Source organism: Verrucomicrobiota bacterium, assembly GCA_019247695.1.
Lineage (GTDB): Bacteria > Verrucomicrobiota > Verrucomicrobiia > Chthoniobacterales > JAFAMB01 > JAFBAP01.
This window is the reverse complement of the sequence record JAFBAP010000141.1, coordinates 18,833-45,592: the sequence shown is the minus strand read 5'-3', so window position 1 is coordinate 45,592 and position 26,760 is coordinate 18,833. Positions and strand designations below refer to the sequence as shown.

The following is a 26,760-nucleotide window of genomic DNA, read 5'->3' as shown; positions in this document are numbered from 1 at the left end:
GAGTTCGGAGTTCGGAGTTCGGAGTTCGGAGCGGCAGCATGGGGGCGAGCTGCCGGTGTCAAGCTCCGGTTTCGTGGATCTTTTTCTGCGTTCTTCTGCGTGTTCTGCGGATGATTCGGTCTTCCCACCATGTGAACGTGACCCTCGCGGGAGATCGGACCCGGTTCTACGACGCCTCCGAACTCCAAACTCTTTCCCCCCTCTTCCCGCTGTGGTCGCCGTGGTTCGCCGTGTTCGCCGTGTGAACTCAGTCGTTGTGCCCGCCCTCCTCGCTGTGCCCGCCAAACCCGCTGTGCCCGCCGTGTGACCTAGTCGGGTGCGGTGAGGCCGCCGGTTGCCTCCATCCAATCGGCGATTTCGTCAGCCGCGCGGGAGAGATTATTGTCGGTGAGATTCACCACCAGCTTCGGCAGCAGCGATTGGTCGATGTATTCCTGGATGACCTCTTGTTCTCGCACGAAGAGGGCCAGGTTATCGTATTGGGCCGGGTTACTGGAAACCTGGAGGCGCCGTTTTCGCGCGAGTTCAAAGGACCCGGGTTCGCGCCAGCAAAAAATCAACCGGAATCCCAGGCGGACCAAACGCGTTTCCAGCCAGGTAAAGTCATACCGGTGCCCGGCATAGATCCAACGGGAGGTCTGAGTCGAGATATGGAAACGGTCCACGATCCACGAGTAATAAGCATAGAGTTCAAAGAGCCGGGCCCACGTCCGGTACGTTTCCATGACGATGCCTTCGTACTCAGGCTCAAAATTGATCAGGCTTGCACCCCAGGGATCGCGGGTCAGGCCGTTCCATTCTGCGGAGATGATCGGCGAATGGTAGCGGTACTTGCGGGCACCCATGATCCGGGGGTGTTCGTTCAATGCGAAGGCCAGGTCGGTTTTGCCGGTGAGCCGGGTACCTTCGAGGATGATTTTTGGAGAACGTTTGCGCAACATGGGGACGGACGGATCGGCTTAAAAACCGATGAGGGGGAAAGTTCAACCGCACGGGGAATCGGGGTGCAAGTCAAGCTTCTTCACGGTTGCACACTGGCAGAGACAAGGAAGTTTAAGGGCACCTTCCGGCCGGATTTCATAGTTTTTATGGAAAATATGAACGCAGCCGCCATGAGTCCGGTTCGGGGGGGTCGTGCGGATAGGATAAACCTTGCATGAGTGATACTTCGATTTGGCGGGGACTGCACAATCCGGTCTACCGCAGGCTCTGGATAGCCAGCATCATTTCGGGTTGCTGCGTGTCGGCTCAGGACACGGCGGCAACCTGGATCATGAATACGATCACCAGTTCCAGCTTTCTGATTTCAGCCATGTCAACCGTGGCTGCGCTGCCGTTCTTTTTCTTTACGCTGCCCGCCGGCGCCTTGGCTGACATGATCGACCGGCGGAAGTTGTTGATTTGGATCAACGTCTGGTTGTCAGCGGCGGCAGCGGCGCTTGGTGTGCTCGAGGCGGTGCATGTGCTGGACCCGGCCTTGATCCTGATCTGCGTGTTCGCCATCGGTGCGGGGTTTGCCTTCTACGCGCCCGCATGGTCGGCGGTGATCCCGGAACTGGTCACCAAAGAAGAGCTGCCTTCAGCGCTGACGCTGGGCGGGGTGCAGATGAACATTTCCGGGATCATCGGCCCGGCGCTGGGCGGTCTGTTGCTTCCCTTGTTCGGCGCACAGGCGGTGTTCGGGTTAAACTCGGTTTGTTTTTTCGTGCTCGTGATCGCTCTGAGCTTCTGGCGCCCCACCTCGAGCCAGAGCAAGGTGCCGCTGGAAAGCTTCCTTGAATCGTTTGCGAGCGCGATCCGGTACGTCCGTTATGCGCCCGGCATGCAGGTGGTGTTGGCTCGAGACGTCCTGTTTGCGGTGTTTATTGCGGCGATTCCGGCTCTGTTACCGGTGGTGGGGCTGCGCGAACTGCACCTCGGTTCGACTCACCTGGGCATGCTCTTCACCAGCATGGGGATCGGATCCGTGGTTTGCGCGATGGTTATCATCCCGCGGGCGCGAGCCCACTATTCTCCGAATACGTTAACGATCTTGGCCACCAGCCTGCTGGGTGCGGTGTTTCTCCTGATGGTCTGGGTTCGCGACACGAACGCGTTCCTTTTGGTGGCGGCCCTCGCCGGGGTAAGCTGGACGCTGACGGCCTCGGAGTTGTGGGTGGCGGGGCAGCGCGCCATGCCGGCCTGGGCTCGGGGCCGGATGAACGCCACGCACATGATGGTTTCTCAAGGGGGCATGGCGCTGGGCGGCCTGGTGTGGGGCGCGCTGGCATCGTCAGCCGGAATCCAGTTCGCGCTGCTCGCGGCGACGCTGCTGCTTTTTCTCAGCCTGGGGTTGGCGGTGCCGCTCTCGATCAATTTTGCCAACCAACTCAACACCGATCCCGCGCCGCTCACCACGGTGCATCATCGCATGCTGCACGCGCCCGAGCCGCACGACGGCCCTGTGGCCGTGAGCATGGAATTCGACATCCGCGAGGAGGACAGAGCGCAATTTCTGGAACTCATGCGCGAAGTGCGGCTGATCAACCTGCGGAACGGCGCTTCCAGCTGGCGTCTGGATGAAGACCTGGAAAAGCGCAACCGGTTTCGGACGGAGATGATCATCGCTTCCTGGTCGGAACACCTGCACCAGCATGAGCGCATGACTCGCAGCGAGTTAGACATCTGGGAGCGCACCTGGAAGCTTAATGCCGGCAACCGGCGGCCGGTGGTCAAACATTACCTTTCGATCACGCGGGAACTGTTGCCGCGCCGGACGCTGCTCCCGGTTGCGCCGGCCGTTAACATCAAATCGGCCGGAGCGGAAATGGTTTCGGCCGAGCCGGAGGCAATCGGGAAGGCGCCGCCGGATGCGTGATGCCTCGAACGGGTGAGGGGCACAGGTTTCGGTTGCGGTTGGGGCGAGGAAATTTATCGTCGAGTGTCGAGGAAGGGGGCGTAACGAGCCGATTTCCTGCCTAGCTCGCCATGAAGATGTCAGCCGCGTCAACTTCCACCTTTCGCGCGCTCCGCAATCCGGTTTTTCGTCGTTTGTGGCTCGCCAGCGTGGTTTCCAGCACCATGGTTTCGGCGCACGATACCGCCGCCACCTGGGTGGTTAACAGCCTGAGTTCGTCTACGGTGCTTTTGTCCCTGATGTCGACCGTGGCGTCCCTGCCCTTTTTTCTGTTTACGCTTCCAGCGGGGGCCCTGGCCGACATGGTCAACCGCCGCAGGCTGCTCAGCGTGATGAACCTTTGGCTGTCGGCGTCGGCCGGTTTGCTCGCCCTGGCCGGCTTTGCGCACCTGCTGAACCCGTATGTGATTTTGGGTGCCATCTTTTTGACCGGGGTCGGCTTTGCATTCAATGCGCCGGCCTGGACCGCGATCGTCCCGGAGATCGTTTCGGACGAGGAGTTGCCGTCAGCGGCGACGCTGAGCGGATTGCAGCTGAACATTTCCAGTATCATCGGGCCGGCGATCGGCGGCTTTCTGCTGCCCCTGCTGGGAGCGAACTGTGTGTTTGCAGCTAACTCGGTTTGCTTTCTGGCGGTTGTGGCCACTTTGCTGGCCTGGCACCCGCGGCAGCGCCAATCGAAACTTCCGCTGGAAAATTTCTTTGAGTCCTTTGCTACCGCCGTGCGCTACGTGCGCTTCACGCCGAGCATCCAAGTGGTGCTGGCGCGGAACATTCTTTTTACGTTTTTCATCTGTATCATTCCGGCGTTACTGCCCGTGGTAGGTTTGAAAGCGCTGCACCTGCGGGCATCCAGCCTTGGCCTGCTTTTCACGTGCATGGGCATCGGTTCGGTGTTCGGCGCCATTTTCGTGATTCCGCGGGCGAGATCGCGGCTTAAATCGAATCAGATCACCATCCTGGCAAACCTGCTGCTCGCGCTGGTTTTTGTGCAAATGGCCCTCGTTCAGAACCGCTCGTTCTTAATGTTCACCGCGGCGCTGGCCGGCATTGCGTGGACCATGGCCGCATCCGAGCTTTGGGTCGCCAGCCAGCGCGCGATGCCCGCCTGGGCGCGGGGAAGAATGAATGCCACCATCATGATGGTCGGCCAAGGCGCGACGGCTCTCGGCAGCGTTCTCTGGGGCGTGGCGGCCGCTAACCTCGGCCTGAAGATCACGCTGCTGGCGGCCGCGGCTTCGCTGCTCGTCAGCCTTGTTCTGGCCATCCCGCTGTCGATCGACTTTACGCAGGATTTGAATTTTGACCCTGCCCCGGTCACCCCCTCCTCGCACAGGTTGATTCACACGCCGCAGCCGCACGACGGGCCGGTGATCATTACGTACCAGTTCGAGGTCGACTGGAACCGGGGCAGCGAGTTTATGGTGCTGATGCGGGAAGTCCGCCTCATTCACCTGCGCAACGGCGCCTACGGCTGGGGATTGCACGAGGATCTTATGCGCCCCAACACTTTCCGCATCGAGATGACGGTGCCCTCCTGGACCGAGCACCTGCTGCAAAATGAGCGGCTGACGGTGGCGGAGAAGGCAATCATCGACCGGGCCGCGTCGCTGCACGTCGGATCCGGACCGATTGAGCAGGGAATTTACCTCAGCGTGAATCGTGAATTATCGTTGCACCGCCACATGCCGATGCCGGCGCCGAATCCGCCCGGGGCGACTGAAGACCTGAGCGCGGCGGAATGGGCCCGGTAGGAAATGCCACGACGGAACAATGCCACAAATGCCACAAGTGAAAAAATGCCACAAATGGCGGTCCATCATCTGCGGCGCTCCTGGCAGTATTCCATTTGCAGGCTGTTTTTTTAGAAAGGCTGCGAGTACGAAGACCGGAGAACCTTCCTAACGGGGTCGGTCATTTGTGGCATTTTTTCACTTGTGGCATTTGTGGCATTGTTGCGTCGCGGCATTATTCCATGGATCCGATCGCGCTTGGCCTGCCTCACCGTGAGCCGTTTGTCTTCATCGACGAGGTGGAGCGGCATGAACCGGGCGTAGCCGCTACGGCCACGAAGGTGTTTTCGGGTGAGGAATCCTTTTTTCAGGGACATTTTCCCGGCAATCCGCTGGTGCCCGGTGTGCTCCTGGCGGAAGGAATGGCTCAGACCGCCGGTGTGGCCCTGGGGGATGCGGATCACGTCCTGTTGCTCGCCGCCATTCAATCGATGAAATTCATCCGGCCCGTCCGCCCGCGTGAACGCGTCGTGTTTTCCGCCAGGAAGACCGGGGATTTGCAAGGCCTGTTTTTGTGCGATGTCCGGGCCTGCGTGGCGGATGAACCGGTCGCCGAAGGCCGGGTCGTACTTGCGCGCGGCCCGCGCAAGGGTCCGGCTTGAGCCGTTATCAGCGCTTGGCGAGAGGCGGGACGCGCAAAGGGGGGGAGCACCTCAGGGCCCGGTTCTTACCTGCCCTTGAAAATATTGAAATAACAAGGTCGATCGGTAATGGTCCCTTGTTCCAAGCAGCGATGAAAAAACTGATCCCGCTCCTGATTGTCGGTGTACTGATGCTCGGCTCGATCTTTTTGATTCGCGGCCAGGAATCGACTCTCAAGCCGGGTGACCGGCTGCCGTCACTGGCGTTGACTTACCTGGGCGATAATAAACCGGATTTGGAGAAGAAACCGTTGCTGGTTGAATTTTGGGCGACGTGGTGTCCGCCCTGCCGCAGGAGCATTCCCCATCTCAACGACCTCTACGCCCGTTATCATCCGCAAGGTCTTGAGGTAATCGGCGTAACGGACGAGGACGAGCCAACCGTCAGGCGCTTCCAACAACAACTCCCGATGCAGTACCGGGTGGCGATCAACACGTCGCGCAATCTCTACAGCCGTTTTGGGGTGGACGGTATCCCGCAAGCCTTCCTGGTCGACCGGACCGGCAGGGTGGTCTGGACGGGGCATCCCCTGGATTTGGCGGATGAAGACCTGCAAGGGATCCTGCGCTGAACCGGATCATTTGGCGGGCGCCGGGCGAGGTGGACGGCTGAAAGCTAAATGACCAGAAAAGGGTTGGACCGGCGCTCTTTCCCGATCGTCGTGGCGGGACCATGCCCCGGTAAAACGCGGGTTTCATCCGGGAGCCGCAGGACCTTGTCGTGAAGCCCCTGGATAAGCTCCGGGTAATTGCCGGCGGGCAGGTCCGTCCGCCCGATGCTCCCGGCGAACAGGACGTCGCCGCTGAAGAGGTTGGCGCTGGGCGGGTGATAGAAACAGAGGCTTCCCGGGCAATGGCCGGGCACCAGCAGCACCTTGAAGTCCAGACCGAGCACCGGGGTACTTTCGGATTCTTCAATCAGAAAACCGGGCTGTACGGGTTCGACTTCGAGGCTGAAACCGAGGCGGCGGAAAAACTCGGGATCGGTCAGCATCGGAACGGTATCGCGATGGCACCCGAGCCGGCAGCCGTATCGGCGGACGATTTTGGCGGCGTCATCGATGTGATCCAGATGGCCGTGAGTGATGAGCAGCACCGCCGGTTGGCGCCCCTCCCGCTCCAACCACTCCAGGGCACCCGTGGGCGCATCCACGAGCAAGTCGCCCTCAGGCGCCCGCACGAGGTAACCGTTGGTTTCGAAAATACCCCCAATAAAAGATTGAATCTCAAGCATAACGCAGGGACATTGCACGGTTTAACGTAAACCTTGAAGGGATGAGATTTCCTCGGGTCACAAGCTCTTGCTTTGAAAACTGCCGTTTAGTAATTGCATGAAAACTCTTTGTGTCGCGATTTCCGCGATCGCATTGTCTTTTCCCTTTAATCCCTTATTCGCTCAGCAAAGAGCGGCCGCGAAGATCAGCGCCTCCGACTCCCGGCAGATTGCGACGACCGTGGTAAAGCTGTTGGAGCAAGGCCACTATAGCCGGCAGAAAATCGACGGCGCAACGGCGCAGAAGATTTTGGACACGTACCTGGAGAACCTGGACTATAACCGGCTGTTTTTCACGCAGGAGGACATTAACGACATCAAGCAGAAGTACGGGCCAAGCATGGCGCAAGACTTGTTGGTCGGCAATGTCGAGCCGGCCCGGGAAATCTACGCCCTATTCAAGCAGCGTGTTGAGGACCGGATCGCGAAGATCCGGGTGCTGCTTAAAAAGGAGTACAATTTCAAGAGCAACCGTACCATCGCGTTGGATCGCAAAAAGGAGCCCTGGCCGGCAAACATGACCGAGGCGGATACGCTTTGGCGCGACCGCATTGAAGGGGAATTGCTCCAGGAAAAGCTTAACAAGCTGGCCACGGAACCCGGGCCCAAGGTGGTGGGGCGGCGGTACGATCAGATGCTGAAGAGCCTGGAGGAACGCGACGATGACGACGTACTCCAGACGTACCTGAATTCGATTGCCCTGACGTATGACCCGCATTCGGAGTATCTCGGCAAATCGGACCTGGAAAGCTTTGAAATCAACATGCGCCTCTCGCTGACCGGCATCGGGGCGGAGCTTCGTTCGGAGGACGGTTACGCTAAAATCGCCCGTTTGCTGCCCGGGGGACCGGCTCAGATGAGCGGCAAACTCGGCGTCGGCGATCGCATTACCGGGGTGGCGCAAGGGAAAGACAATTTCGTCGATACGGTCGACCTCAAGCTCGATAAAGTCGTCGAGATGATCCGCGGGAAAAAGGGCAGCCTGGTCCGCCTGCAGGTGATCCCCGGCACAGCCCCGGATCCATCCAAGCGGAAGGTCGTTGAACTGATTCGTGACAACGTCAAATTGACGGAACAGGAAGCGAAGGCCGAAATCATCGAACGCGATCTCCCGGACGGCACCACGCAGAAAATCGGCCTGATTACACTGCCGTCTTTTTATCAGGATATGGAAAAGTCGCGGACCGGCAAGAGCACCTCTCGTGACGTGGCGGCCTTATTGAAACGCCTCCAGCAGGAAGGCATTCAGGCCCTGGCGATTGATTTGCGGCGGGACGGGGGCGGTTCGCTGGACGAGGCCATCAAGATGACCGGCCTCTTTATCACCCAAGGGCCGGTCGTGCAGGTCAAGGACGCCAATGGTGACATCGATGTCTTGAAAGATCGAGACGCCGGCGTCGCCTACAGCGGGCCGATGGTGGTGCTGGTCAACAAGCTAAGCGCTTCAGCCAGCGAGATTTTCGCGGCGGCGCTGCAGGATTATGGGCGCGCGCTGATCGTCGGTGACTCAAGTACCTTCGGCAAAGGCACGGTCCAAACGATGCTGGAACTCGGACGGTTCATGCCCATGCTGAGCAGTTCAGCCAACCAGGCGGGGGCCCTTAAGCTGACGGTCCAGAAATTTTATCGGGTTGCCGGCGGCTCGACCCAGTTTCGTGGCGTGATTTCCGACATCGTCCTTCCGTCACTGACGGACAGTCCGGAGTTTGGCGAATCGGCCCTGGAACACGCGCTGCCGTATGATGAAGTGGAACCGGCCCCGATCGACCTGGCCAACAATCGCAAGCCGCTTTTCGTGGATGATATCCGGCGCAAATCCATTGGGCGCACCAGCCAGGATCCTGTTCTCCAGGACATCGTGCAGGACGTCAAGCATGTGAATGACCGCGTGAAGAACAACCGTTTGTCGCTGAACGAAAAAATCCGGCGTGACGAACTGGAGCATGAAACGGGTGAGCGGGATAAAGAGAAGGAAGACGAGAAAAAAGCCGAGGCGCAGGATCACGACCGTTATTATGAACTGGCGCTGGCTGACGTCGACAAGCCGCAGTTGAAGCGGCTCGACAAGGATCCGAATTCACTTGCCGCCAAAAAGGCAAAGGCGGACGGGGCGGAACGCTCGGAAGATGAACTCGCGTCAAACGACGATGAGGAAGCCGGAAACGTACAGGCCGATGCGATCAAACGCGAGACCGTGAACATTTTGTCCGACCTGATTGAGCAGACGAAAGTGCCGCGTAGCGCCGCCCGCTGAAAGAATGCCACAAGCGGAAGAATGCCACAAATGGGGAGACAACCGCCCCGGGGCTGCATTCTTCCGTTACTCGTGCCTTCGTAGCTAACCGACGGCGCCTTGCGCAGCGGAGGCCACGGCCGCAGCCGCCACGGCTTCGCCCAGGTCGATCGTCCCGTCGAAAATTGCTCTGCCGATGATCAGCCCGTACAGGCCGTGAAGACCGGCGAGTGATCTTACGTCTTCGATGCTGGCGACGCCACCGCTGGAGATAACCTGACCGCGGAAATGCCTGAGCACCTCAATCAGTTGCGGGATGCTCGGCCCCGTCAGCATCCCATCAGTCGCAATGTCGGTGAAAATCAGGGTGCCGACCCCCTGCTGATCGAGCCTGCGCACGAAGTCCAGCGCGTGCAAGGAGGTGGTCTCCGCCCAGCCTTTTACGGCAACCCTGCCATCCCGCACGTCGACGCTGACGGCAACCTGCGCGCCCCCGAATTTTTCGGTCAACGCCGGCACAAACTCCGGATCCTGGACGGCTTTGGTTCCCGCCACCACGCGAGCGGCACCGGCCTCAAGCAACGCGGCAGCCGCTTCCATCGACCTCACCCCCCCGCCTACCTGCACGGGGATATTCAGTGATCCGACCAGCCGCTTGACGATGTGCAGATTCTTCTGCTCACCCGTGAAGGCGGCATTCAAGTCGACTACGTGGAGGCAATTGCCTCCTTCTTCTTCCCAACAACGGGCAAACGCCAGCGGGTCGTCGGAATAGACCTGTTTTTCTTCCAGCTTGCCTTGGCGAAGCCGGACCACTTGACCGTCGTATAAATCAATGGCGGGTAGAATAATCATGCCAACGACCTCACAAACTCCTGCAGGATGGTTAGACCCGCATCCTGGCTTTTTTCGGGGTGAAACTGCGTTGCGAATACGTTCTTGGTTGCGACTGCGGCGGCAAAAGAGGCGCCGTACTCTGCCGTGCCCGCGACGACTGAAGCATCGGCCGGTTCCGGATAATAAGAATGCACGAAGTACACGTAGGCGCGTTCCGGTAACGCGGTGAAACGTTCACGGACCGCACGGCGCCAGGTTACCTGGTTCCAGCCGATGTGCGGCACCTTAAGGGTGCCGGGGGTGCCGGCGGCAAACCGCTTTACGACTCCGGCCAAGACACCCAACCCGGCTACACCCGGGCTTTCCTCGCTGCGTTCGAAGAGGAGCTGGTAACCGAGGCAGACGCCAAGAAAAGGCCGTCCTTCTCTGATCCACTCTCGCACGGGCTCAAACATCCTCCGCGCGTGCAGCTGCTTAACCGAATCTCCGAACGAACCGACCCCCGGCAAAACCAGGGCGGCGAAATCACTAATCTGGCCACCATCACCAAGCCGGGCCACCTGTGCGCCGACGCGTTCCAGCGCCTTCGTCACGCTCCGCAGGTTGCCCGAGCCGTAATCAATTAAGCCTAACCGAGGGTTCATCCGTGCTCCCCGCTTTTTCTACCTCTCAAAAATGGTTTTACAAGATTCCTTTTGAACTTGGTACCCCGATAACCCGTGCATCAACCTGGCAGGCTTGGTCCAAAGCTTTAGCCAGCCCTTTAAAGATCGCCTCAGCAACGTGATGCGCGTTTCGGCCGCGCTTGACCGTCACATGAAGGTTCATCCCTGCGTTCGCGGCAAAACCGCGCAGAAACTCTTCCACCAGCTGAAAATCGAAAGTCCCGATCGGCTGCGGGAAGTCAGGCGCTTCAAACGCAAGGTAAAAACGGCCGCTCAGGTCGAGCGCAACTTCGACGAGCGTTTCGTCCATCGGCAGTAACGCCCAACCGTACCGCCGGAGCCCGGATTTCGTGCCCAGAGCGTGTTTGAGGCATTCACCAAGAACGATTCCGGTGTCCTCCACGGTGTGGTGGTAATCCACGCTTAAATCGCCCTCAGCCCGGACCTGCAGATCGATCAGGCTGTGTTTGCTCAGGAGCGTGAGCATGTGATCGAAAAATGCCACGCCGGTGTGGATCTCGGATTTTCCGGAACCATCAAGCTCGAGAGTGACGCCGATCCTGGTCTCACCCGTCTCGCGGCGCAGGGTAGCCTGACGTTTGTTCATTGGGGCGTCGGCCAGACTAGCACATTTTGAAATGGCACAAGCCGAAAAATGCCGCGAATGCCGCAGATGAATCACACCGCGAACACAGCGAGCCACGGCGAGAAGAGTTCGGGGTTCGGAGTTCGGAGAGGTCGTGGAACCAGGCCCGATCGCCCCCGAAGGTCACGCTCACCAGGCGGAAAGACAGAATTATTCGCAGAACACGCAGAGAACGCAGAAAAGAGGATCCATCCACAGATTACACAGATTGACACAGATTCAGAGGATCTGGCGGCAGCTCTAAGGTTGACGCTCGCACCTAACCCCCATGCTGCCGCTCCGAACTCCGAACTCCGAACCCTTTCCTCCTCTTTCCGCCGTGTTCGCCGTGGCCCGCCGTGTTCGCCTTGTGAACTCTTACGTCGTGCCCGCCAAACCCGCTGTGCCCGCCGTATGACGGACACCCGGCACCGGTCTTCACTTGTGGCATTCCCACAACGCAAGTAATCACTTGCATTTTTCCCGGATTTGTAGGTAAGTACTTGCATGGCACAGCACCAGCTCCTTACCGGTCTTGAAGCTGACCCGGGACGATCCCCGGGCGTCGATTGTACCCGCCAGAAGTTGTTGCGGGCCGCCGACGCAGCGTTTACCGAACTCGGGTTTCAGTCAGCGACAACCCGGGAGATCGCCCGCCGCGCCGGCGTTAACGAGGTCACCTTGTTTCGCCACTTCCGGACGCGGTCGGATCTGGTTCGGGCCGTCATCTCCGAGACGCTCAAGGCCGAAGTGGCATTTATGGACAATCACCAGTTCGAAGACCATGACCTTCGCGCGGCCATTTTTCATTACGTCAAGGCTTACGTCGGCGTGGTGGAACGCCGGGAAGCCGTGGCCCGCATCGTGATCGGGGAGGGTCACCTTTTGCCGAAGGATATTCAGGACACAATCATCGGCGCGATTGTGCCGATCAAGGAGCGGATTGCGGACTGGTTGCGCCAGGGCCAGCAAAACGGCCTGGTTCGGCCTGAAGTTGATCCGATGGGCGCCGTTGAAGTCCTGCGGGATGCGCTCCACAGCGCGGTCCTGCGGTGGTCGACTTTCGGCCCCCGAAGCTGCCCCCGGGACGTTTACTTACAAACCTTAGTCGAAATTTTCGTGCGGGGCATCGAGACCTGCGCGCCCGCCAAGCAATCGTAACGTATGGCACAACAGATCGAAACCGAGCCGGCTGTCCGCAAAGGCCCTGCAGAACGTCCGGCGCAACGGCCGCCGGCGCGTGAAGAACCGGTCACGGCCAAACCACAGGGAAAGGGGGGACGCCGCAGCCTGCGGCTGACCCTGTTCCTGATGGTCCTGGTCCCATTGGCTGCCGTTGCCGGCGCGTACTACTACGCGCACGGCCAGGGCTACCAGAGCACAGATGACGCGTTCATCGACGGTCACATCATCAACGTGGCGCCCAAGGTGGCCGGGCGCGTCGACCGCGTGCTGGTCAGCGACAACCAAACCGTCAAAAAAGGGGACCTCGTGGTGGCCTTGGATGACCGCGACCTGGCGTCCGCCAGAAAGCAGAAAGACGCCGCGTTGGAAAGCGCGCGCGCCCAGGAAGGCGCCGTGCGGGCTTCCATTGATCAGGCCGTCGCGCACGTCTATTCCCTGCAAGCCACCGTGGAGTCCGATCAAGCCACCGCGGATGCATCCCGGGCCCAGGCGGAAAAAGCGGCCAGGGATTTTCAGCGCACCCAGGAGTTGTTCCGGACCAAGGTGATGTCCGCGCAGGATCTTGACGCCGCCCGCGCCGCGACGGACAGCGCCCAGGCGCAACTGCAGGCCAACCTGAAGAAGGTGGCCAGCGACCAGGCTCAAGTCGCCGAGGCGCGCGCCACGGTCAGTACTTACGCCGCCTTGCTCAAGAGCGTTCAGGCAAAAACCGAGGAATCCGATGCCGATCTGCAGACGGCCAAACTCAACGAGTCGTACGCCGAAATCCGTGCACCCGAAGACGGGCGCGTGACCAAGAAAGCCGTTGAACCTGGGAATTACATCCAGACGGGGCAGACGTTGCTCGCGCTCGTTCCCGCAAGAGTTTGGGTGACGGCGAACTTTAAAGAGAACCAACTCGACCTGATGCGTCCCGGCCAACCGGTTGAGATCGAGATTGACGCCCTGCACGGGCAGAAATTTCACGGGCGCGTCGACAGCATCCAGGCCGGCAGCGGCGCTCGGTTCAGCCTGCTGCCGCCGGAGAACGCGACCGGAAACTACGTCAAAGTGGTCCAGCGTGTGCCGGTGAAGATCGTCTTTGACGAATTGCCGCAGTCGGGGCTGCCGTTAGGTCCGGGAGAATCGGTGGTGCCGGCGGTGAAGGTTCAGGATTTTCACTATTCATCCTTCGCTCTGATCGTGATAGCGGGTGCGACCGTCGCCGTGATGCTGCTGGCGCTCTGGTTCCGGAGCCGGCCCAAGCGGGTCAAAGGGCAGGGTTAATCAGGCCGTAAAGGTTATTGTTTCATGGCGGGTCCAGGTACTAAAGAATGGCGTCCAAAGGCCAACCCGTGGCTGATCGCCGGCGCCGTGATGGCGGCGACGTTTATGGAAGTGCTGGACACTTCGGTAGCGAACGTCGCGTTGAATCATATCGCCGGCAACCTGTCGGCGAGCGCCGACGAAGCCACCTGGGTGCTGACCAGTTACCTCGTCTCCAACGCGGTCGTCCTGCCGGCGACCGGTTGGCTGGGACGGTATTTTGGGCGCCGCAAGTTTCTCATCAGCTGCATCTGCATTTTCACGCTGGCTTCCGCCTGGTGCGGGATGGCGAACAGCCTGGGAATGCTCATCCTCGCGCGCATCCTCCAGGGCGCCGGGGGCGGAGCCCTTCAGCCGATCGCCCAGGCAATCCTGCTGGAAACGTTCCCGCCTGAAAAGCGGGGTTCGGCCATGTCGGTTTATGCCATGGGCGTCGTGGTGGCCCCGATCCTGGGGCCGACCCTCGGCGGCTGGATGACTGACAACCTTACGTGGCGCTGGGTGTTCTACATCAACCTGCCGATCGGCATCCTGGCGGCAACCTTGTGCTTTCTCTTCCTTGAGGATCCCCCCTACCTGAAGGAAAGCAAGCCGGGGCGCATCGATTACATCGGCTTCAGCCTCCTTGCGCTCTGGATTGCGTGCCTGCAGGTGATGCTCGACAAAGGGCAGGACGAGGACTGGTTTTCCTCAAGGTTCATTTGTATCCTGGCCACCGGCGCTGTGGTCGGTTTCATCGCCTTCCTCATCTGGGAGCTTACGGTGCCTAACCCGATCGTGAATCTGCGGGTGCTGCTGGATCGGAATCTCTCGATCGGCGTCATCCTCAATTTCAGCGTCGGCGCCATCCTGTTTGGAACCACGGCGGTGTTACCGCAGTTTCTGCAAAACCTGATGAACTACCCCGCACTGCAATCCGGTCTGGTGATGAGCCCGCGCGGCCTGGGCGCGATCGTCGGCAGCGTGGTGGCCGGGCGCATCATCTCCAGGATCGACGGCCGCTACTGGATGGCACAGGGAGCCGTACTGCTCGCGGTCACGATGTACATGCTGGGCGAGGTCAACCTCTCGATTGCTCCGGGCAACGTGATCTGGCCGATCGTCATCAGCGGCTTTGCGGTCACCTCGATTTTTGTGCCGATGACGACGTTTTCCATGGCGACCGTTTCTCGCCAGAGTATGGGCGACGCGACGGGTATAACCAGCCTGGTGCGAAATCTTGGCGGCTCCGTCGGTATCTCGCTGATTACGGCCCTGGTAACCCGAGGCATGCAGACCCACCAGAACCTGCTGGTCGGCCACATGACCCCCTACGATGCGCCGTTCACAAACCAGTTAGCGGTCATGCAGCATTCCCTGGCCGCCCGGGGCGTTGATCCCGTGGCGGCTCAACATGAGGCTTACGGCATGATGTATCAGGTGCTGCAGCAGCAGGCGGGTGTGTGGGCGTACGTCGACCAGTTCCGGATGTTAGTCATCGGCTGTGCGTTGCTGGTGCCGCTGGTCTTCCTGTTCAAGAAAGCCTCACGGCCGCTGTCGAAGGAGATGGCCGGGGCCCATTAAGGAATGCCACAAAAAGGCATGCCACAAATGCCGCAAGCGGAAAAATGCCACCAATGGAACAGGCCCCGATCTAACCTCAACCGCTCCTCCGAAACCGCTTGAAAAACAAGGCGCCCAGCGATGTCATCGCTGCGGCTGAAGGAGGATGCCACAAATGGATAAGCGAAGCAGCATTCCTCTGTTTCCGTGTTTTGCGGCAGTGATCCAATGCCATGAGCCGAATTGGGACCGGCACGGGGTAAATCAAGTTTTCTGCCATTTGTGGCATTTTTCGGCTTGTGGCATTTCCTACTGCCTTGGGCAAATCAGGTCGAGGTAGTTCAAGCCTTCGGCGCTGAGAGTGCAGTTGGGTACCGTCCCGTGCAGGTAGCCGCGCGTGAGCATTTGCTGCGGGAACTTTGACGGATGCACCCAGACCAGTTCAGGACCGGGCGGCGCTTCCTGCACCGGTTCGAAATCGAGCGGAACCCCTGACTGGGCGAAAGCGATCTCCCATCCAGCGGGCGTCAACCGCCCCTGAGGTGAAAGCCAAGGGTAACGATCGAGGATGTCCATGCCCGTGGTTGCCGGTACACGAACCCGGTACCAGACGGTTTCCTGGTGCAGAAACTGCGGGATCGTCAAGTTTGGGTCGCGTTGGAGAGCCAGGTAAAGCCTTCCCAGGTCGATGCCGTCCAGGTTCATGCCATTGTACAAACCGTGCCGGTTACCGTCGCCGGGAAAATGCCGGGCGTACCAGGCGTCAAAAGCGGCGTTTAACAGCAGATTAATTTCCAGGTGGACGTGCGCCCTTTCACGGTCAATGCCCTCGCCGGAATATCCCATGATGCCCAGGGGCGCCTTGGCTGAGACCCGGTCCCCTATTTGAACGGTGACGAGCTTCAAGTGGGCATACAAACTGAAGTACGGGCAGCCTTCGAATTGATGTTCGACCACGACGTAACGGCCGTAGTTGGAACCTGAGGGTTGTGCGTTGGCGTAGACGACCTCTCCCGGTGCGATCGCCCCGACGACGTCTTCGGGTTCGCCCTTGGGGTCACGGTGCAGTGGCTGGATATCAATCCCCTCGTGGAAACGGCTGTAGATGACCTCGGGGCCGAACCGGTGCGGATTGCGCACAAACCCGTACTGGCCGCCTTCCCACGCGAACGTCCGTACTCCTTCGAAATCGCGTCGCACGTACTGGTAAAAGTTTTCCGGATGGCCGGTTAAGAGTCCGTCGTTATCAGTTGGCAGTACCAGTTGTAATGGCTCCGCCCGGGCGGTTGGCGGCAGCCTGAATCCTGCGATTGATGTCGCCAGGAGGAGCATGGCGGATAGCCATCCGCCGGTTCGATGTTCACGCATAAGCGACTGGTATGAAACTGCTTAGAGTTTGCAACCTCCCGGGGCTCTGCTAAACGATTTGCATGCTGACCCGTGTGTTCTCCTCTGCGCTGATGCTGCTGCTCCTGGCCGGATGCGCCTGGTTGCCGTTCGGACGGCGTGCAAGCACGCCGGCGGCCCCCAAAGTCAAGCCGGTAAAAGGCAGTGCTAATGGCGCTGTCAGGGGATCGGTGGCGTACGGGGTTGAGGTGAGGCTCGAGGTGAATCCGCAGGTGGTCAGACTCGCGGACACGCGCACGATCGAAGCGCGGCTGGTATTGATCAACCGGTCCAGGAACCCCGTAAACCTGTATTTCAACAACAGCCACCGGTACGATTTTATTCTGCGTGATGCCACGGGTAAGAAACTGGTCCAGTGGTCAGACGACCAGCCGGTAAGCCAAACCCTGAGCACGGCGATCATTAACCCGGACGAACGCGCGGAATTTAACGGTACCGTTTCGACGCGGGACATGGTGGCAGGACGGACGTACACGCTGGAAGGATTGGTCGTGGGTTATGACAGACTGCGGCAGGTCGCGTCAATCCAGGCTGTACCCTGACTGATCCGCTCCGGCGGCCGGTCTTCTTCGCAGCAAGCGTTCCCATCAGCATCACCGGGCGGCCTCTCGCGATGGGGGCGTTGCCGGCCAGTGCAGCCGAGGGAACGAACGATTGCATGCGAGGATGAAAATGTGATTGATGTAGGGTAAATAAACAGAACCGGAGCTTATGCGAACCTCCCCCCTCGAATCCTTCCGACATTACCTGCAGGCGCACGCGACTGTGCCCGGAAAGCAGCGTGAACCGCAACCGTTGGCGATCACAATCTCCCGCGAGGCGGGCGCCGGCGCCGTTACGATTGCCGGGATGATTGCTGAACGGATGCGCGCCCTCGAAACGAGCAGTGAATCCCGGCCCTGGGCCGTATTTGATGCGAATCTGGCCGAGGAGGTTTTGAAAGATCACCACCTGCCCGACAAACTGGCCCGCTTTATGGAAGAGGCGGCCCGGCCGCCGGTGGATACGGCCGTCGCGGAACTCCTGGGATTAACCCCTTCGCCCTGGACGCTGGTACAACTTACGACTGAAACCATCCTGCGGCTGGCCAGCCTGGGGCACGTCATCCTGGTGGGAAGGGGCGCAAACATCATTACCGCGCGCATGCCCCAGCTGTTTCACGTCCGGTTGGTCGCGCCCTGGACACGGCGGGTCGAGCACCTGGCCGCCCAAAATCAGGTCAGTCAGGCCGAAGCCGCTCGCATCGCCAAAAGCCGTGATCACGCGCGGCGCGCGTATGTGCGGCGTTATTTTAACGCTGAGATCGATGACGCGACCTTGTATGACCTGACGCTCAACACCGGCCGCTTGGGCTTTGCCCACTCGGCGGACGTCATCGTCGAAGCGGCCTTGTTTCATCACCGCGAGTTCAAACGGACCGGCGGTGCCGCCGCCATCGAGAATGCCCCGTCCGAGAGCGTCGTGCTTTAAAGGCAACGGATTGGCGTTCGGTCACACCACGGGCACGGCGGGTTTGGCGGGCACAACGGAAGAGTTCACACGGCGACCACGGCGGAACACGGCGACCACGGCGGGAAGAGGGGGAAAGAGTTCGGAGTTCGGAGTTCGAGCGTGGGGGGTGGGTGCGAGCGTCAGTCTTAGAGTTGCCGCCAGGTCCTCTTAATCTGTGTCAATCTGTGTAATCTGTGGATGTTTCCTCTTTTCTGCGTTCTCTGCGTGTTCTGCGGATGATTTAATCTTCTCGCCGCGTTCGCCGTGGCTCGCCGTGTTCGCCGTGTGAACTCTGTCGCTGTGCCCGCCGTGTGACCTGAGAGCCATTGAGGAAACCGCCTTGTGGCGCTAAGGCTTTTTCCTGCTTGCGACTTGGGAAGGGATGTAGTTGTTTTAGCCCGTCTCGCACCCTAGGGTGCATGCTGGACAAGTAAGTTTTCCGGCAACTTAGGCTCCACGTCGCCGTGTAGGCGAGGGAAAGGGTGTTGAGGTTTGCCGGCGGAAAGCGTTTTCCAAGCGCTCCTGGTCGGATCGGCACGTTTCGAAAATTGCTGCCTGCGCAGGCGCCCGATTGAAACGTTCGCCTCATGCCGCCGTTAACGACAAAACGCATCCTCATCGTCGATGATCACCCGATGATCCGGGAAGGTCTGCGCACTTTGATCAGCCGCGAACCGGACCTGAGCGTCTGCGGTGAGGCCGAAACAGCCGCCGAAGGTCTTAAGGCTACTGCGGAACTTAACCCTGACCTGGTGCTGGTTGATATCGGGCTGCCTGGCCGTAACGGGTTGGAGTTGATCAAGGACCTCCGTGCATTTCACCCGGCTCTGCCGATCCTCGTTCTTTCGATGCACGACGAATTACTCTGGGCCGAGCGCGTTCTTCGTGCCGGGGCGCGCGGGTACGTCATGAAGCGTGAAACCGGTCCGGTGATGGTCCAGGCCATTCGCCAGGTGCTTGCCAACCAACTCTGCGTAAGCGAGAAGATCTCGGCTCGCATTCTGGAGAGCTTCGCTGGCCATCGGGTGGAGTCGTCTCCGCTCGGTTTGTTAAGTGACCGGGAGTTTGAGGTGTTCGAACTTATCGGCCGCGGCAAAAGCACTACGGACATTGCCGCAGAGCTCCATCTGAGTACGAAAACGGTCGAAGCGCACCGGGCCAAGATCAAAGAGAAGCTGGAACTTAGGACCATGCCCGAGCTCATCTCTTTCGCGGCCCGTTGGGTAGAGACGCAGGACACGCGGTAGGTGAGGGCTCCGGTCGGGAACGCAAACATGCTGAGGGTAGCTGCGGCTTGGCTCCTGCCGGGCCGGTCTGTTGATGGTATCACTGCAAGCGCAGTTCCTTGTGTCGGGCGGGGAGATTTTCTTATTGCGGAGCCAGCCAAGTTCTGCCCACACTCGAGGTCATTGTGGCCCCTCCCGGTCTGTTGGCCGATGGCCGGTTGCCCGTTAGTCCTGAAGCGACAACAAAGCGTTCGCAGCCATTCTCGGATTTTGCGCCGGCCGTAATCCCGGGGGAACCGGTGGGGTCACATGTCAGCTATGAGTCTAAACCCATTCGAACAGCTCGAGTTCTTCGTGCCGGAACCGAGGGCGGCCTTCAACGAAATCGTTGAAACCCTCCTGCGAGGAGAGTTTGGCACTGAGGCGGTGAGCCCTTATGATGTTCAAGGGAGACTTCGGGTCAGTGGAGCGAAAGCCGGTTCACCATTGGCGATAACCATTTATCAGCCGAAGTATTTTCTGGGACGCTGGTGCAGTTTCAAGCGCCAGCAGGTTCGGGAAGCCTTCCAGCGAACGCTGATCCAGGAGGGGGCGGGTGGCCCGTGGCGTTGGGCGCTTTGTGTGCCGGCGGCCCTGGCGCCTGAAGACCGGCGATGGCTTGAGCATTGGCGGAAGGACCAGCCGACAGCCATCGAGGTGTTCGCCGGGGCCGAGTTGCTCCGGTGGCTGCAGGGCCCGAGTGGGCGGACTGCGCTGGAGCGCATGCGCGCCTGGGGGGTCACGGTGCCCCGTGCCAATTCGGCCCGGGTACGGGGCCAGTTACGAGTTCAGTCGGCTGCTTCTTGCCCTCATCCCATGGGCGCTTCGCTGAGCCATTACCTTTACGTGTCGCTCCACCACACCAGCCGTGAGCCGTTGGCGGCATTCGAAGTGGAGCTGGGCCATTCGCCCACGTGTTGCCTGGATTTCCGACCCGACGAGCGGGACTGGCGCGAGCAGCCTTTGCAGGGTGGGCGGGGGCTGCCGGCGGCCCGTCGCTGGCGGGCTTGCCGGCCCCTGTTGCCGGGTGAAGAACGCTTGCTGATCGTCATCCCGATTGGAGGCCAGACCCCTTGGCCGCTGGATTTCTCGCTCAAGCACGCCATTTCTGACGGGCCTGTGGTTGAGGCGTATTTGCGCCTGGAGCCCGCCGCGCTCAACGCGACCGGCCGGCTCGACTTTGTGCCCGGTCCCGGCCCGCCATTCTATGCGGCGCACGCCCGGAATCTTTCGGCGCCTGCGGCGTAGAACGCAATCGTCGGGTGACCATCGGATCCCGGGAGTCCAGATCCCGCCCGACAACTCCGGCCCAGCTTGACCAATGGCGACCTGAATGCAACGCTGATTTCGTAGGTCGCCACCAGCGGTTGGAGCCGTCGTGGGGTGAAATTGCAGATCCTGATTTTCACCGCGCCCGGATGAGGAGCGGTTGAGAATCGGCTTGGCTCAGACGATGGAACCGTGATGGTTGAGTGGACCCCGTACACGGAGCGTGATGAAATCGGGAAAGCTGGCTGGAGAGCAAACTCGGGTCCTGATCGTAGAGGACCATCCGATAACCCGGGAAGGGCTTGCCTATTTGATCAATCGCGAGCCGGGCATGACGGTGTGCGGTCACGCCGAGGCCGCCGCCCAGGCGCTGGAAATGTTGCAGTCCAGTGACCCCGATCTGGTCGTCGTCGACCTGATGCTGCCGGGAAAAAGCGGCCTGGAATTGATCAAGGACATCAGAGCCCTGCGTCCGAGCCTGCCGATCTTTGTCATTTCCATGCACGAGGAATCACTTTACGCCGAGCGGGTCCTGCGGGCCGGCGCCCGAGGGTACATTACCAAGGAGGCCGGAGGCGAGAAGGTGATCGAGGCCATCCGCCAGGTTTTAAGGGGGGACATTTACGTCAGCAACTCCGTGTCGGCACGTATCCTGGAGATTTTCACCCGAGGGCAGACCGAGCGAAAACGGTCCTCAATCGAGCAGCTCAGCGATCGTGAGTTCGAAATTTTTGAGCTGATCGGTACCGGCCTTTCTTCCCGGCGTATTGCCGACCGGTTGCACCTGAGCGCAAAAACGGTCGATACGCATCGCGCGAGCATAAAGAAAAAGCTCAATTTCAAAACGACTGCCGAACTTATTTCGTACGCGGCCCGATGGGCTGCCAGTCGTGGCGACAAGGGATAACGACGACGCGTGTGGTTCGGCCCCAACCCTTTCCAAATGCGGCTTGAAAACCGGGCGTCCGATGGACAGTTCTGCAAGCGAGATTGGCGGTCTGCGGGCCCGACTCCAACGGTACCGGAGGCTGGTTGAAGAGCAGGCCGTCATCCTCGAAAACTGCGCCGGCCGGCAGCACGCGCTGACCGCCTTGCGGCAGCGTGCCCTGCAAAGCCGGGACATGACGGGATTGCTGAGCGATGCGGTTTCCAAAGTACTTGGCCTGCTCAACGTGCCGTTCTGCGCGGTGCTGGAATTGCAGGAGGATGAAAGATCGCTGCTCCTGCGGGGGGGCGCAGGCTGGCGAAAGGGGGTGGTGGGCCACGCGACCGTTACCGCCGGCAGGGAATCGTATGAAGGTTTGACCTTGGTTTCAGCCGGACCGGTAACGCTTCGACACCTGACTGACGAGGGGTGCTTTCCCGGATCCACTCTGTTGTCTGGCCACGGGATCGTCAGCGGCATCGCCGTGGTCATTTGGGGCCGCGGCAAATCGTACGGGGTACTTGGTGCTTACACGCAAACCTCGCGCGACTTTACGGACGACGACCGGTTTTTCATCCAGTCCGTGGCGGATACCATCGCGGCCGCCAGCGAGCGGGCGGCGCTCGAGCAGGAGCTCCTCCTGATCAGCAATCGCGAACGGCAGCGCATCGGCCAGGATCTGCATGACGGTCTGTGCCAGCAGCTTGCCGGCATTGAGTTTCGGCATGCGGTTCTTGTGCAGGAGCTCGCCGGCAATCCGCATTTGCGGGCAGAGGCGCTTGAACTCGGCAAATTGCTTCGAGACGCCATGCAGCAGGCGCGAATGCTCGCGCATGGGTGGTTGCCCGTGCAACCGGGCCCCCAGGGACTCATGGCGGCTCTGAAGACGCTGGCGGTAGCGTCTGAAAAGCTTTTTAACGTCACGTGCCGTTGGGAATGCCCGCGCCCGGTCTACCTCGCCGATGCAAAAGTGGCGACACACCTTTACCGGATTGCTCAGGAGGCCATCAGCAATGCCGTAAAACACGGGCGGGCAAAGAGGATCAGCGTCGCGCTTGAGCAATCCGGCCCGGACGTAACCCTGACGATTATGGATGATGGCTGCGGAATGGCTGGTGAGCGGCCCGCCGTAAGAGGCATGGGCCTGCGAATCATGGACTACCGCGCGGAGATGGTCGGCGCCGCCATCCGAATCGGCCCCGCTCCGGGCCAGGGGACCTGCGTCAGCTGCACGTTCAGGGCTGATTCGACGGCAGCCGCGGCAGGTCCGGCGGGTACCCCAGAGTGAGTTCGGGGTTCAGGGTTCGGCGTTCGGAGGCGCCGCGTGACGGGTGCGGGTGGATCCCGCCCGCAGAACACGCACTGAAAGGGGCAGAGCCGGCACCCGGCACCCGGCACTCGACACCCGCCACCCGGAACTGATACGGTCTCACGGCGCGCACAGCGCGAAGATGAGCTCCGAACCCCGAACCCCAAACGCCGAACGCCGAGCTCAGAGCTCCGAACGGGTAGGCCTGACCGCTCGCGATCTTTGAGCGAAGCTTTTGACGTGACCGCTAAACGGGACAGTTATCTGGTGGAGACGCTTTGTGCGCTGGTGGATCACGACGTGCATTTTGTGGTCGCCGGCGGGGTGGCCGCGGTCTTGCATGGGGTTGAGCGTATGACGCTCGACCTGGACGTGGCGGTGTCGCTCGATCGGGCGAACCTGGAGCGTTTCTTGACGGCTCTACGCAAGTTGGAACTTGAGCCAAGGGCGCCGGTACCGGCTGAGTTTATCCTGCAGCCTGCACGCATCGACCAACTGATCCGCGAAAAAAATGCCTTGGTCTTCACTTTTTGGAGCCCGCGGGAGCCTTACCGGCAGATTGATATGTTCCTCACCCGTGAAAACAGCTTTGACTACCTCGTCGCTGACGCCCAGGAGTTGTCGATCCGCGGACGAACCATTCGCTTTGCATCGCGACAGAAGTTGATAGACATGAAGCGCCGGGTGCAGCCGGTCCGTCCAAAGGACCTGAGCGACATCCAGGCGTTGAAGCAAATTGAAGAAGAGGAGCAAAAGCGAGATGAAGGACACCCTTGAATCTGAGCACGCCGGATCCCGTTCCGCCGTTTGGGGCGACCTTCGCGCAGAGCACTTTGATGGTCATACCGAGTTTACCCGGATGAGCCAGGAGCAGCGTCTGGCTTGGTTATCGGAACTTGCCATGTTCATCTACGCGGTCCGTCAATGGCGAACGGAACGATGCCGTGACGGCGAGTTGGCTGCTTGAGCCTGGGAGGCAGCCGGATGGCGAAACAGTGCCCGCGGTGCTCGGCTGAGGTTGAACGGTTCGTTTGTCCCGCTTGCGGTCTGGACCTGCAGGTTCATGAGGAAGTGCGAGCGCTCCGGACGGACGTCGGACGGTTGATCTCGGCGTTGGGCCTGCCGCCGCCCCTACCGAGCGTTCCGTCGACGGCGCGAACCAGCGAACGTCCCGGGACCGGAAGCGACGATGGCTCGCCACCGGTCCGACCCGTGGTTTCGGAACCCGCTCCTCCAGCGCAAGGACGTGGCCGGCCGGACGCCGGGCGCGTCCGTCGCGGCCTCAACGAAGTCGCCGTCGGCCAACGATGGTTCCTGGCACTCGGCGTTATCGTCATCCTGCTCGGTGCCGGTTTTTTCCTGAAGTACGCCTTTGACGAGCGGTGGATCGGCCCGCCCGTCCAGATTACGCTCGGTTTTGCGGCCGGACTTGGCTGCCTGGGGCTGGGTCACATCTGGCGGCGCCGCCGTCCGGGAGGGCTCGAGAACGGCTTGGCCGCCCTCGGCCTTGGTCTGCTTTACCTCTCCGCTTACGCCGGTTCGCAGATTTATGATCTGCTGCCCGATTACCTGAGCCTGATCCTGGCCTTGATTATCGCGGCGTTCGGCCTCGTGCTGGCAAACGCCTGGGACTCCTTGTTCCTGGCGGTACTCGCCTTCCTCGGGGGATACCTGGCCCCGATGGTGCTCGTGGCGGAGAGGTTCGGGCACTGGTTGTTTTTTCTTTACGTCGCCGTGCTCAACGTGGCCTCGCAGATCCTGGCCTACCAGCGACGGTGGCCGTTGCTCTATGCGTTCGGCGCCTCGTGTTCGTGGGTCTGCCTCGGCATTTGGGCGCTTAACCACGAGCAGCGTGAACGGTTTTTGGAGACTTTCACCTTTACGCAGTTTTTGTTTTTCCTTTACAGCGTGGCGCCGTTTGCCCGCGCCCTGGTGCGTGCGGATACCGAGAAGCCGCAGGGTTTCTGGCTCAGCATGGTCAACGGCCTGTTGTGCGTCTGGAACTCGGGTTACCTGCTCGAGTTTCACAAAGTCCCGGTCTCGATCGTGACCGCGGCGTATGCAGCGGTCGCACTCGGGCTCGCTTTATGGTTCTGGCAGGAGCGGCGCCCGGGTCTGGCGGCGACCTGGCTCATCGCGGAAGGGATGATTTACCTGCTTACCACCTGGGCCGTTGCCTTGCCGGAGCGTTGGATCACGGTTTTCTGTGCAGGCCAGGCCGTCGCCCTGTATTGGGTGGCGGCCCGGAGTCGCGATCGGGTGTTGCTCGTTGGCTCGATCATCGTCGCAGGGTTTGCCACCCACCGGTTACTCCTGTCGGATGTCGGCCTTTTCTGGGATCCGATCCTTACAGGTCACACCCCGTTGACGGGTCACCTGATCAGCCGCTGGTTTGTGGCCGGGGTGACCCTGGCCTGCTTTGCGGCCGTCATCAGCCTCGACCGCAGCCGTCCGGTACCCGGCTTTGAGGGGCGCGTTTATCCCTGGTTCGAGGTTCTCTGGGTGGTGGGCTTGTTCGGGTTTCTTAACCTGGAGATCGATCGTGCCGCGACACAATTCAATCCTCGGGCTGCTTCCGTCGCGTATTCGCTGCTTTGGGCGATGTTCGGCGCGGCCATGCTCGTTTACGGATTTTTTGCCCGGCGCAAGTCGTACCGGTTGGCGGCGATCGTTCTGCTGTTCGTCACCGCCGCCAAGGTCCTGGTGCTGGACACGTCCGAAGTATCGGCACCTTACAGGATTGTTTCGTGCATCATTCTGGGGGCAACCCTGGTCGTGCTTTCCTCCGTGTATTACCGCCACAGCGACCGACTCCTGCGGAAGTAACGGGTAACGGGTAACGGGTGCGCATAAAATCCGCCGGTGGCTGAAGGGGCGGCAGAAGGCGTTGCCGGCGGGTTCTGCCGCCCCTTCAGGGCTCGACCGTGATTTGACGGTTACCCAGGGTAAACCCTGGGCTAAGTTCCTTTGGCCCTTCAGGCCATCAAACCGTCTCCTGGCCCGTTGAGCGTAAGACCGCTTCAGCCAGCTACGGAGCATCCTCCGGCGCCGCCTCCCCTGAGCCGAAATTCTACCGAGATAACTGTCTGAATGATATTACCAGTTACCCGCCACCCGTGCGGCCGATTCGAGGCTGGCCACATCCGATATCGACAATACCTCAACGCCCTTCCGGATACGGTTTACCAGTCCCGACAGGATTCCGCCGGGACCGAGTTCCAGAAACAAGTCGCAACCGGCTTCGTCCAGGAGGAAATTGATGGTCTCGGTCCAGCGAACCGAACCGGTGACCTGCCGCGCCAGCGTTTCGCGAATTTTTTCCGGCGTGTCGGCGGGCTGCGCCGTGACATTGGCGATTACCGGGCTTTGCGGGACCTGAATCTCCGCTTCTTCCAGCGCGGGCCGCAGTTTGGCCTCGGCGCTGGCCATGAGGCGGGAGTGAAAAGCACCGTCGACGGTCAGCATGACGGCGCGGCGCACGCCGTATTCTCTTGCCAGGGTGATCGCCTCTTCAATTCTTGCCTGTTCGCCTGAGAGGACGACCTGACCCGGGGCGTTGAGGTTGGCGACGTCGACCCCGGTACGGGCCGCCAGCGCACGCACCTCGGCTTCTTGGCCCCCGACGCAAGCGGCCATGGTCCCACGGGTTTGCCGGCAGGCGTCCTGCATCGCCTGGCTGCGCAAGGCCACCAGGCGAAGGCCGGTGTCGAAGGAAAACGTCCCGGCCGCGGCGTGTGCGGTGAACTCACCAAGCGATAAGCCGGCGCAGGCCGCAATTGGAAACTCACCAGCCTCTTCCTGCAGCGCCTTTAACGCAGCTAACCCGTGCGCGTAGAGAGCCGGTTGGCAGTTAGCCGTCTGCGTCAACTCTTCCAGGGGCGCGTCGAAAGCGATGCGGCTCAACGAGCGTCTGAGCAATCGGTCGGCCTGGGCAAACAGGTTGGCGGCAACGGCATAACGTTGCGCCAGGTCTTTACCCATGCCTGCCTGCTGGGCGCCTTGCCCGGAGAACAGCAGAGCAATTTTCCTCGCCATGGCCCGAGTTATGCCCGCACGAACAATTTTGCAATCCTGAAATGGCCGGCGGCATTCCCGCCGC

The 26,760-nt window shown here is 60.6% G+C and carries 24 protein-coding genes; 17 read left to right on the top strand and 7 right to left on the bottom strand.

Annotation, left to right across the window (positions count from 1 at the left end):
- Positions 1-308 precede the first annotated feature (308 nt).
- Entirely contained in the window at positions 309-941 is a 633-nt protein-coding gene (locus JO015_16375) for a hypothetical protein (protein ID MBW0000675.1), read from the bottom strand.
- A 215-nt stretch (positions 942-1,156) separates the two neighbouring features.
- Between JO015_16375 and JO015_16370 the strand changes: the two genes are divergently transcribed.
- From JO015_16370 to JO015_16355, 4 genes are all read left to right on the top strand, one after another.
- The gene (locus JO015_16370; GenBank protein MBW0000674.1) at positions 1,157-2,857 is read left to right on the top strand and encodes an MFS transporter; all 1,701 of its coding nucleotides are present in this window, start codon (positions 1,157-1,159) and stop codon (positions 2,855-2,857) included.
- Positions 2,858-2,967: 110 nt separating this feature from the next.
- On the top strand, positions 2,968-4,650 hold the full coding sequence (locus JO015_16365; GenBank protein MBW0000673.1) for an MFS transporter: 1,683 nt from the start codon (positions 2,968-2,970) through the stop codon (positions 4,648-4,650).
- A 221-nt stretch (positions 4,651-4,871) separates the two neighbouring features.
- Positions 4,872-5,291: a beta-hydroxyacyl-ACP dehydratase gene (locus tag JO015_16360; protein ID MBW0000672.1), complete on the top strand. Its 420-nt coding sequence runs from the start codon at positions 4,872-4,874 to the stop codon at positions 5,289-5,291.
- A 131-nt stretch (positions 5,292-5,422) separates the two neighbouring features.
- The gene (locus JO015_16355) at positions 5,423-5,902 is read left to right on the top strand and encodes a TlpA family protein disulfide reductase (GenBank protein ID MBW0000671.1); all 480 of its coding nucleotides are present in this window, start codon (positions 5,423-5,425) and stop codon (positions 5,900-5,902) included.
- A 44-nt stretch (positions 5,903-5,946) separates the two neighbouring features.
- Here JO015_16355 and JO015_16350 read toward each other — a convergent pair whose 3' ends face one another.
- On the bottom strand, positions 5,947-6,564 hold the full coding sequence (locus JO015_16350) for an MBL fold metallo-hydrolase (GenBank protein ID MBW0000670.1): 618 nt from the start codon (positions 6,562-6,564) through the stop codon (positions 5,947-5,949).
- A 97-nt stretch (positions 6,565-6,661) separates the two neighbouring features.
- On the opposite strand from JO015_16350, the gene JO015_16345 reads away from it, so the two are divergent.
- On the top strand, positions 6,662-8,857 hold the full coding sequence (locus tag JO015_16345) for a carboxy terminal-processing peptidase (GenBank protein ID MBW0000669.1): 2,196 nt from the start codon (positions 6,662-6,664) through the stop codon (positions 8,855-8,857).
- A gap of 84 nt (positions 8,858-8,941) precedes the next feature.
- Here JO015_16345 and hisA read toward each other — a convergent pair whose 3' ends face one another.
- Genes hisA through hisB form a run of 3 tightly spaced genes read right to left on the bottom strand, consistent with a single transcriptional unit; the run spans position 8,942 to position 10,945 of the window.
- Positions 8,942-9,691, bottom strand: coding sequence for a 1-(5-phosphoribosyl)-5-[(5-phosphoribosylamino)methylideneamino]imidazole-4-carboxamide isomerase (gene hisA / locus JO015_16340; GenBank protein MBW0000668.1), 750 nt, complete (start codon positions 9,689-9,691; stop codon positions 8,942-8,944).
- A complete protein-coding gene (gene hisH, locus JO015_16335) occupies positions 9,688-10,317 on the bottom strand; it encodes an imidazole glycerol phosphate synthase subunit HisH (protein ID MBW0000667.1) in 630 nt (209 codons plus the stop codon). Before hisH ends, hisA begins: the two co-directional genes overlap by 4 nt.
- 37 nt (positions 10,318-10,354) lie before the next feature.
- A complete protein-coding gene (gene hisB, locus JO015_16330) occupies positions 10,355-10,945 on the bottom strand; it encodes an imidazoleglycerol-phosphate dehydratase HisB (protein MBW0000666.1) in 591 nt (196 codons plus the stop codon).
- A 525-nt stretch (positions 10,946-11,470) separates the two neighbouring features.
- Here hisB and JO015_16325 point away from each other — a divergent pair.
- The 3 genes from JO015_16325 to JO015_16315 are packed head-to-tail and all read left to right on the top strand — an operon-like array spanning position 11,471 to position 15,016.
- Positions 11,471-12,124 (top strand): TetR/AcrR family transcriptional regulator, encoded by a 654-nt coding sequence (locus JO015_16325; GenBank protein ID MBW0000665.1) that lies wholly within the window; start codon positions 11,471-11,473, stop codon positions 12,122-12,124.
- 3 nt (positions 12,125-12,127) lie between these two features.
- Positions 12,128-13,414: an HlyD family secretion protein gene (locus JO015_16320; protein MBW0000664.1), complete on the top strand. Its 1,287-nt coding sequence runs from the start codon at positions 12,128-12,130 to the stop codon at positions 13,412-13,414.
- A gap of 24 nt (positions 13,415-13,438) precedes the next feature.
- A complete protein-coding gene (locus JO015_16315) occupies positions 13,439-15,016 on the top strand; it encodes a DHA2 family efflux MFS transporter permease subunit (protein ID MBW0000663.1) in 1,578 nt (525 codons plus the stop codon).
- Positions 15,017-15,304: 288 nt separating this feature from the next.
- On the opposite strand, the gene JO015_16310 is transcribed toward JO015_16315, so the two are convergent.
- Complete coding sequence (locus tag JO015_16310; GenBank protein MBW0000662.1) at positions 15,305-16,363, bottom strand: M23 family metallopeptidase; 1,059 nt, start codon at positions 16,361-16,363, stop codon at positions 15,305-15,307.
- 62 nt (positions 16,364-16,425) lie between these two features.
- Between JO015_16310 and JO015_16305 the strand changes: the two genes are divergently transcribed.
- The 9 genes from JO015_16305 to JO015_16265 all read left to right on the top strand — a co-directional run bounded on the left by JO015_16305 (position 16,426) and on the right by JO015_16265 (position 25,487).
- A complete protein-coding gene (locus JO015_16305) occupies positions 16,426-16,944 on the top strand; it encodes a hypothetical protein (protein ID MBW0000661.1) in 519 nt (172 codons plus the stop codon).
- A gap of 169 nt (positions 16,945-17,113) precedes the next feature.
- A complete protein-coding gene (locus JO015_16300; protein MBW0000660.1) occupies positions 17,114-17,872 on the top strand; it encodes a cytidylate kinase-like family protein in 759 nt (252 codons plus the stop codon).
- A gap of 608 nt (positions 17,873-18,480) precedes the next feature.
- Positions 18,481-19,140 (top strand): response regulator transcription factor, encoded by a 660-nt coding sequence (locus JO015_16295; protein MBW0000659.1) that lies wholly within the window; start codon positions 18,481-18,483, stop codon positions 19,138-19,140.
- Positions 19,141-19,437: 297 nt separating this feature from the next.
- Entirely contained in the window at positions 19,438-20,406 is a 969-nt protein-coding gene (locus tag JO015_16290) for a hypothetical protein (GenBank protein MBW0000658.1), read from the top strand.
- A gap of 247 nt (positions 20,407-20,653) precedes the next feature.
- On the top strand, positions 20,654-21,334 hold the full coding sequence (locus JO015_16285; protein MBW0000657.1) for a response regulator transcription factor: 681 nt from the start codon (positions 20,654-20,656) through the stop codon (positions 21,332-21,334).
- 61 nt (positions 21,335-21,395) lie between these two features.
- The gene (locus JO015_16280) at positions 21,396-22,640 is read left to right on the top strand and encodes a GAF domain-containing sensor histidine kinase (protein ID MBW0000656.1); all 1,245 of its coding nucleotides are present in this window, start codon (positions 21,396-21,398) and stop codon (positions 22,638-22,640) included.
- Between the two features lie 243 nt (positions 22,641-22,883).
- Positions 22,884-23,438, top strand: a complete 555-nt coding sequence (locus JO015_16275; GenBank protein ID MBW0000655.1) for a hypothetical protein — start codon at positions 22,884-22,886, stop codon at positions 23,436-23,438.
- Positions 23,422-23,628: a hypothetical protein gene (locus tag JO015_16270; protein ID MBW0000654.1), complete on the top strand. Its 207-nt coding sequence runs from the start codon at positions 23,422-23,424 to the stop codon at positions 23,626-23,628. Before JO015_16275 ends, JO015_16270 begins: the two co-directional genes overlap by 17 nt.
- Before the next feature lie 17 nt (positions 23,629-23,645).
- Entirely contained in the window at positions 23,646-25,487 is a 1,842-nt protein-coding gene (locus tag JO015_16265; protein MBW0000653.1) for a DUF2339 domain-containing protein, read from the top strand.
- 270 nt (positions 25,488-25,757) lie between these two features.
- On the opposite strand, the gene fabD is transcribed toward JO015_16265, so the two are convergent.
- The gene (gene fabD, locus JO015_16260; GenBank protein ID MBW0000652.1) at positions 25,758-26,696 is read right to left on the bottom strand and encodes an ACP S-malonyltransferase; all 939 of its coding nucleotides are present in this window, start codon (positions 26,694-26,696) and stop codon (positions 25,758-25,760) included.
- Between the last annotated feature and the right edge of the window lie 64 nt (positions 26,697-26,760).

Bases quoted from the DNA above. Each gene is read 5' to 3' on its own strand.
- JO015_16315 (MBW0000663.1), top strand. From the start codon at position 13,439: ATGGCGGGTCCAGGTACTAAAGAATGGCGTCCAAAGGCCAACCCGTGG.
- fabD (MBW0000652.1), bottom strand. From the start codon at position 26,696: ATGGCGAGGAAAATTGCTCTGCTGTTCTCCGGGCAAGGCGCCCAGCAG.
- JO015_16300 (MBW0000660.1), top strand. From the start codon at position 17,114: ATGCGAACCTCCCCCCTCGAATCCTTCCGACATTACCTGCAGGCGCAC.
- JO015_16320 (MBW0000664.1), top strand. From the start codon at position 12,128: ATGGCACAACAGATCGAAACCGAGCCGGCTGTCCGCAAAGGCCCTGCA.
- JO015_16360 (MBW0000672.1), top strand. From the start codon at position 4,872: ATGGATCCGATCGCGCTTGGCCTGCCTCACCGTGAGCCGTTTGTCTTC.
- JO015_16265 (MBW0000653.1), top strand. From the start codon at position 23,646: ATGGCGAAACAGTGCCCGCGGTGCTCGGCTGAGGTTGAACGGTTCGTT.
- hisB (MBW0000666.1), bottom strand. From the start codon at position 10,945: ATGAACAAACGTCAGGCTACCCTGCGCCGCGAGACGGGTGAGACCAGG.
- JO015_16290 (MBW0000658.1), top strand. From the start codon at position 19,438: ATGAGTCTAAACCCATTCGAACAGCTCGAGTTCTTCGTGCCGGAACCG.
- JO015_16355 (MBW0000671.1), top strand. From the start codon at position 5,423: ATGAAAAAACTGATCCCGCTCCTGATTGTCGGTGTACTGATGCTCGGC.
- JO015_16370 (MBW0000674.1), top strand. From the start codon at position 1,157: ATGAGTGATACTTCGATTTGGCGGGGACTGCACAATCCGGTCTACCGC.
- JO015_16365 (MBW0000673.1), top strand. From the start codon at position 2,968: ATGAAGATGTCAGCCGCGTCAACTTCCACCTTTCGCGCGCTCCGCAAT.
- JO015_16285 (MBW0000657.1), top strand. From the start codon at position 20,654: ATGAAATCGGGAAAGCTGGCTGGAGAGCAAACTCGGGTCCTGATCGTA.
- JO015_16270 (MBW0000654.1), top strand. From the start codon at position 23,422: ATGAAGGACACCCTTGAATCTGAGCACGCCGGATCCCGTTCCGCCGTT.
- JO015_16350 (MBW0000670.1), bottom strand. From the start codon at position 6,564: ATGCTTGAGATTCAATCTTTTATTGGGGGTATTTTCGAAACCAACGGT.
- hisA (MBW0000668.1), bottom strand. From the start codon at position 9,691: ATGATTATTCTACCCGCCATTGATTTATACGACGGTCAAGTGGTCCGG.
- hisH (MBW0000667.1), bottom strand. From the start codon at position 10,317: ATGAACCCTCGGTTAGGCTTAATTGATTACGGCTCGGGCAACCTGCGG.
- JO015_16295 (MBW0000659.1), top strand. From the start codon at position 18,481: ATGCCGCCGTTAACGACAAAACGCATCCTCATCGTCGATGATCACCCG.
- JO015_16345 (MBW0000669.1), top strand. From the start codon at position 6,662: ATGAAAACTCTTTGTGTCGCGATTTCCGCGATCGCATTGTCTTTTCCC.
- JO015_16325 (MBW0000665.1), top strand. From the start codon at position 11,471: ATGGCACAGCACCAGCTCCTTACCGGTCTTGAAGCTGACCCGGGACGA.
- JO015_16310 (MBW0000662.1), bottom strand. From the start codon at position 16,363: ATGCGTGAACATCGAACCGGCGGATGGCTATCCGCCATGCTCCTCCTG.
- JO015_16375 (MBW0000675.1), bottom strand. From the start codon at position 941: ATGTTGCGCAAACGTTCTCCAAAAATCATCCTCGAAGGTACCCGGCTC.
- JO015_16280 (MBW0000656.1), top strand. From the start codon at position 21,396: ATGGACAGTTCTGCAAGCGAGATTGGCGGTCTGCGGGCCCGACTCCAA.
- JO015_16305 (MBW0000661.1), top strand. From the start codon at position 16,426: ATGCTGACCCGTGTGTTCTCCTCTGCGCTGATGCTGCTGCTCCTGGCC.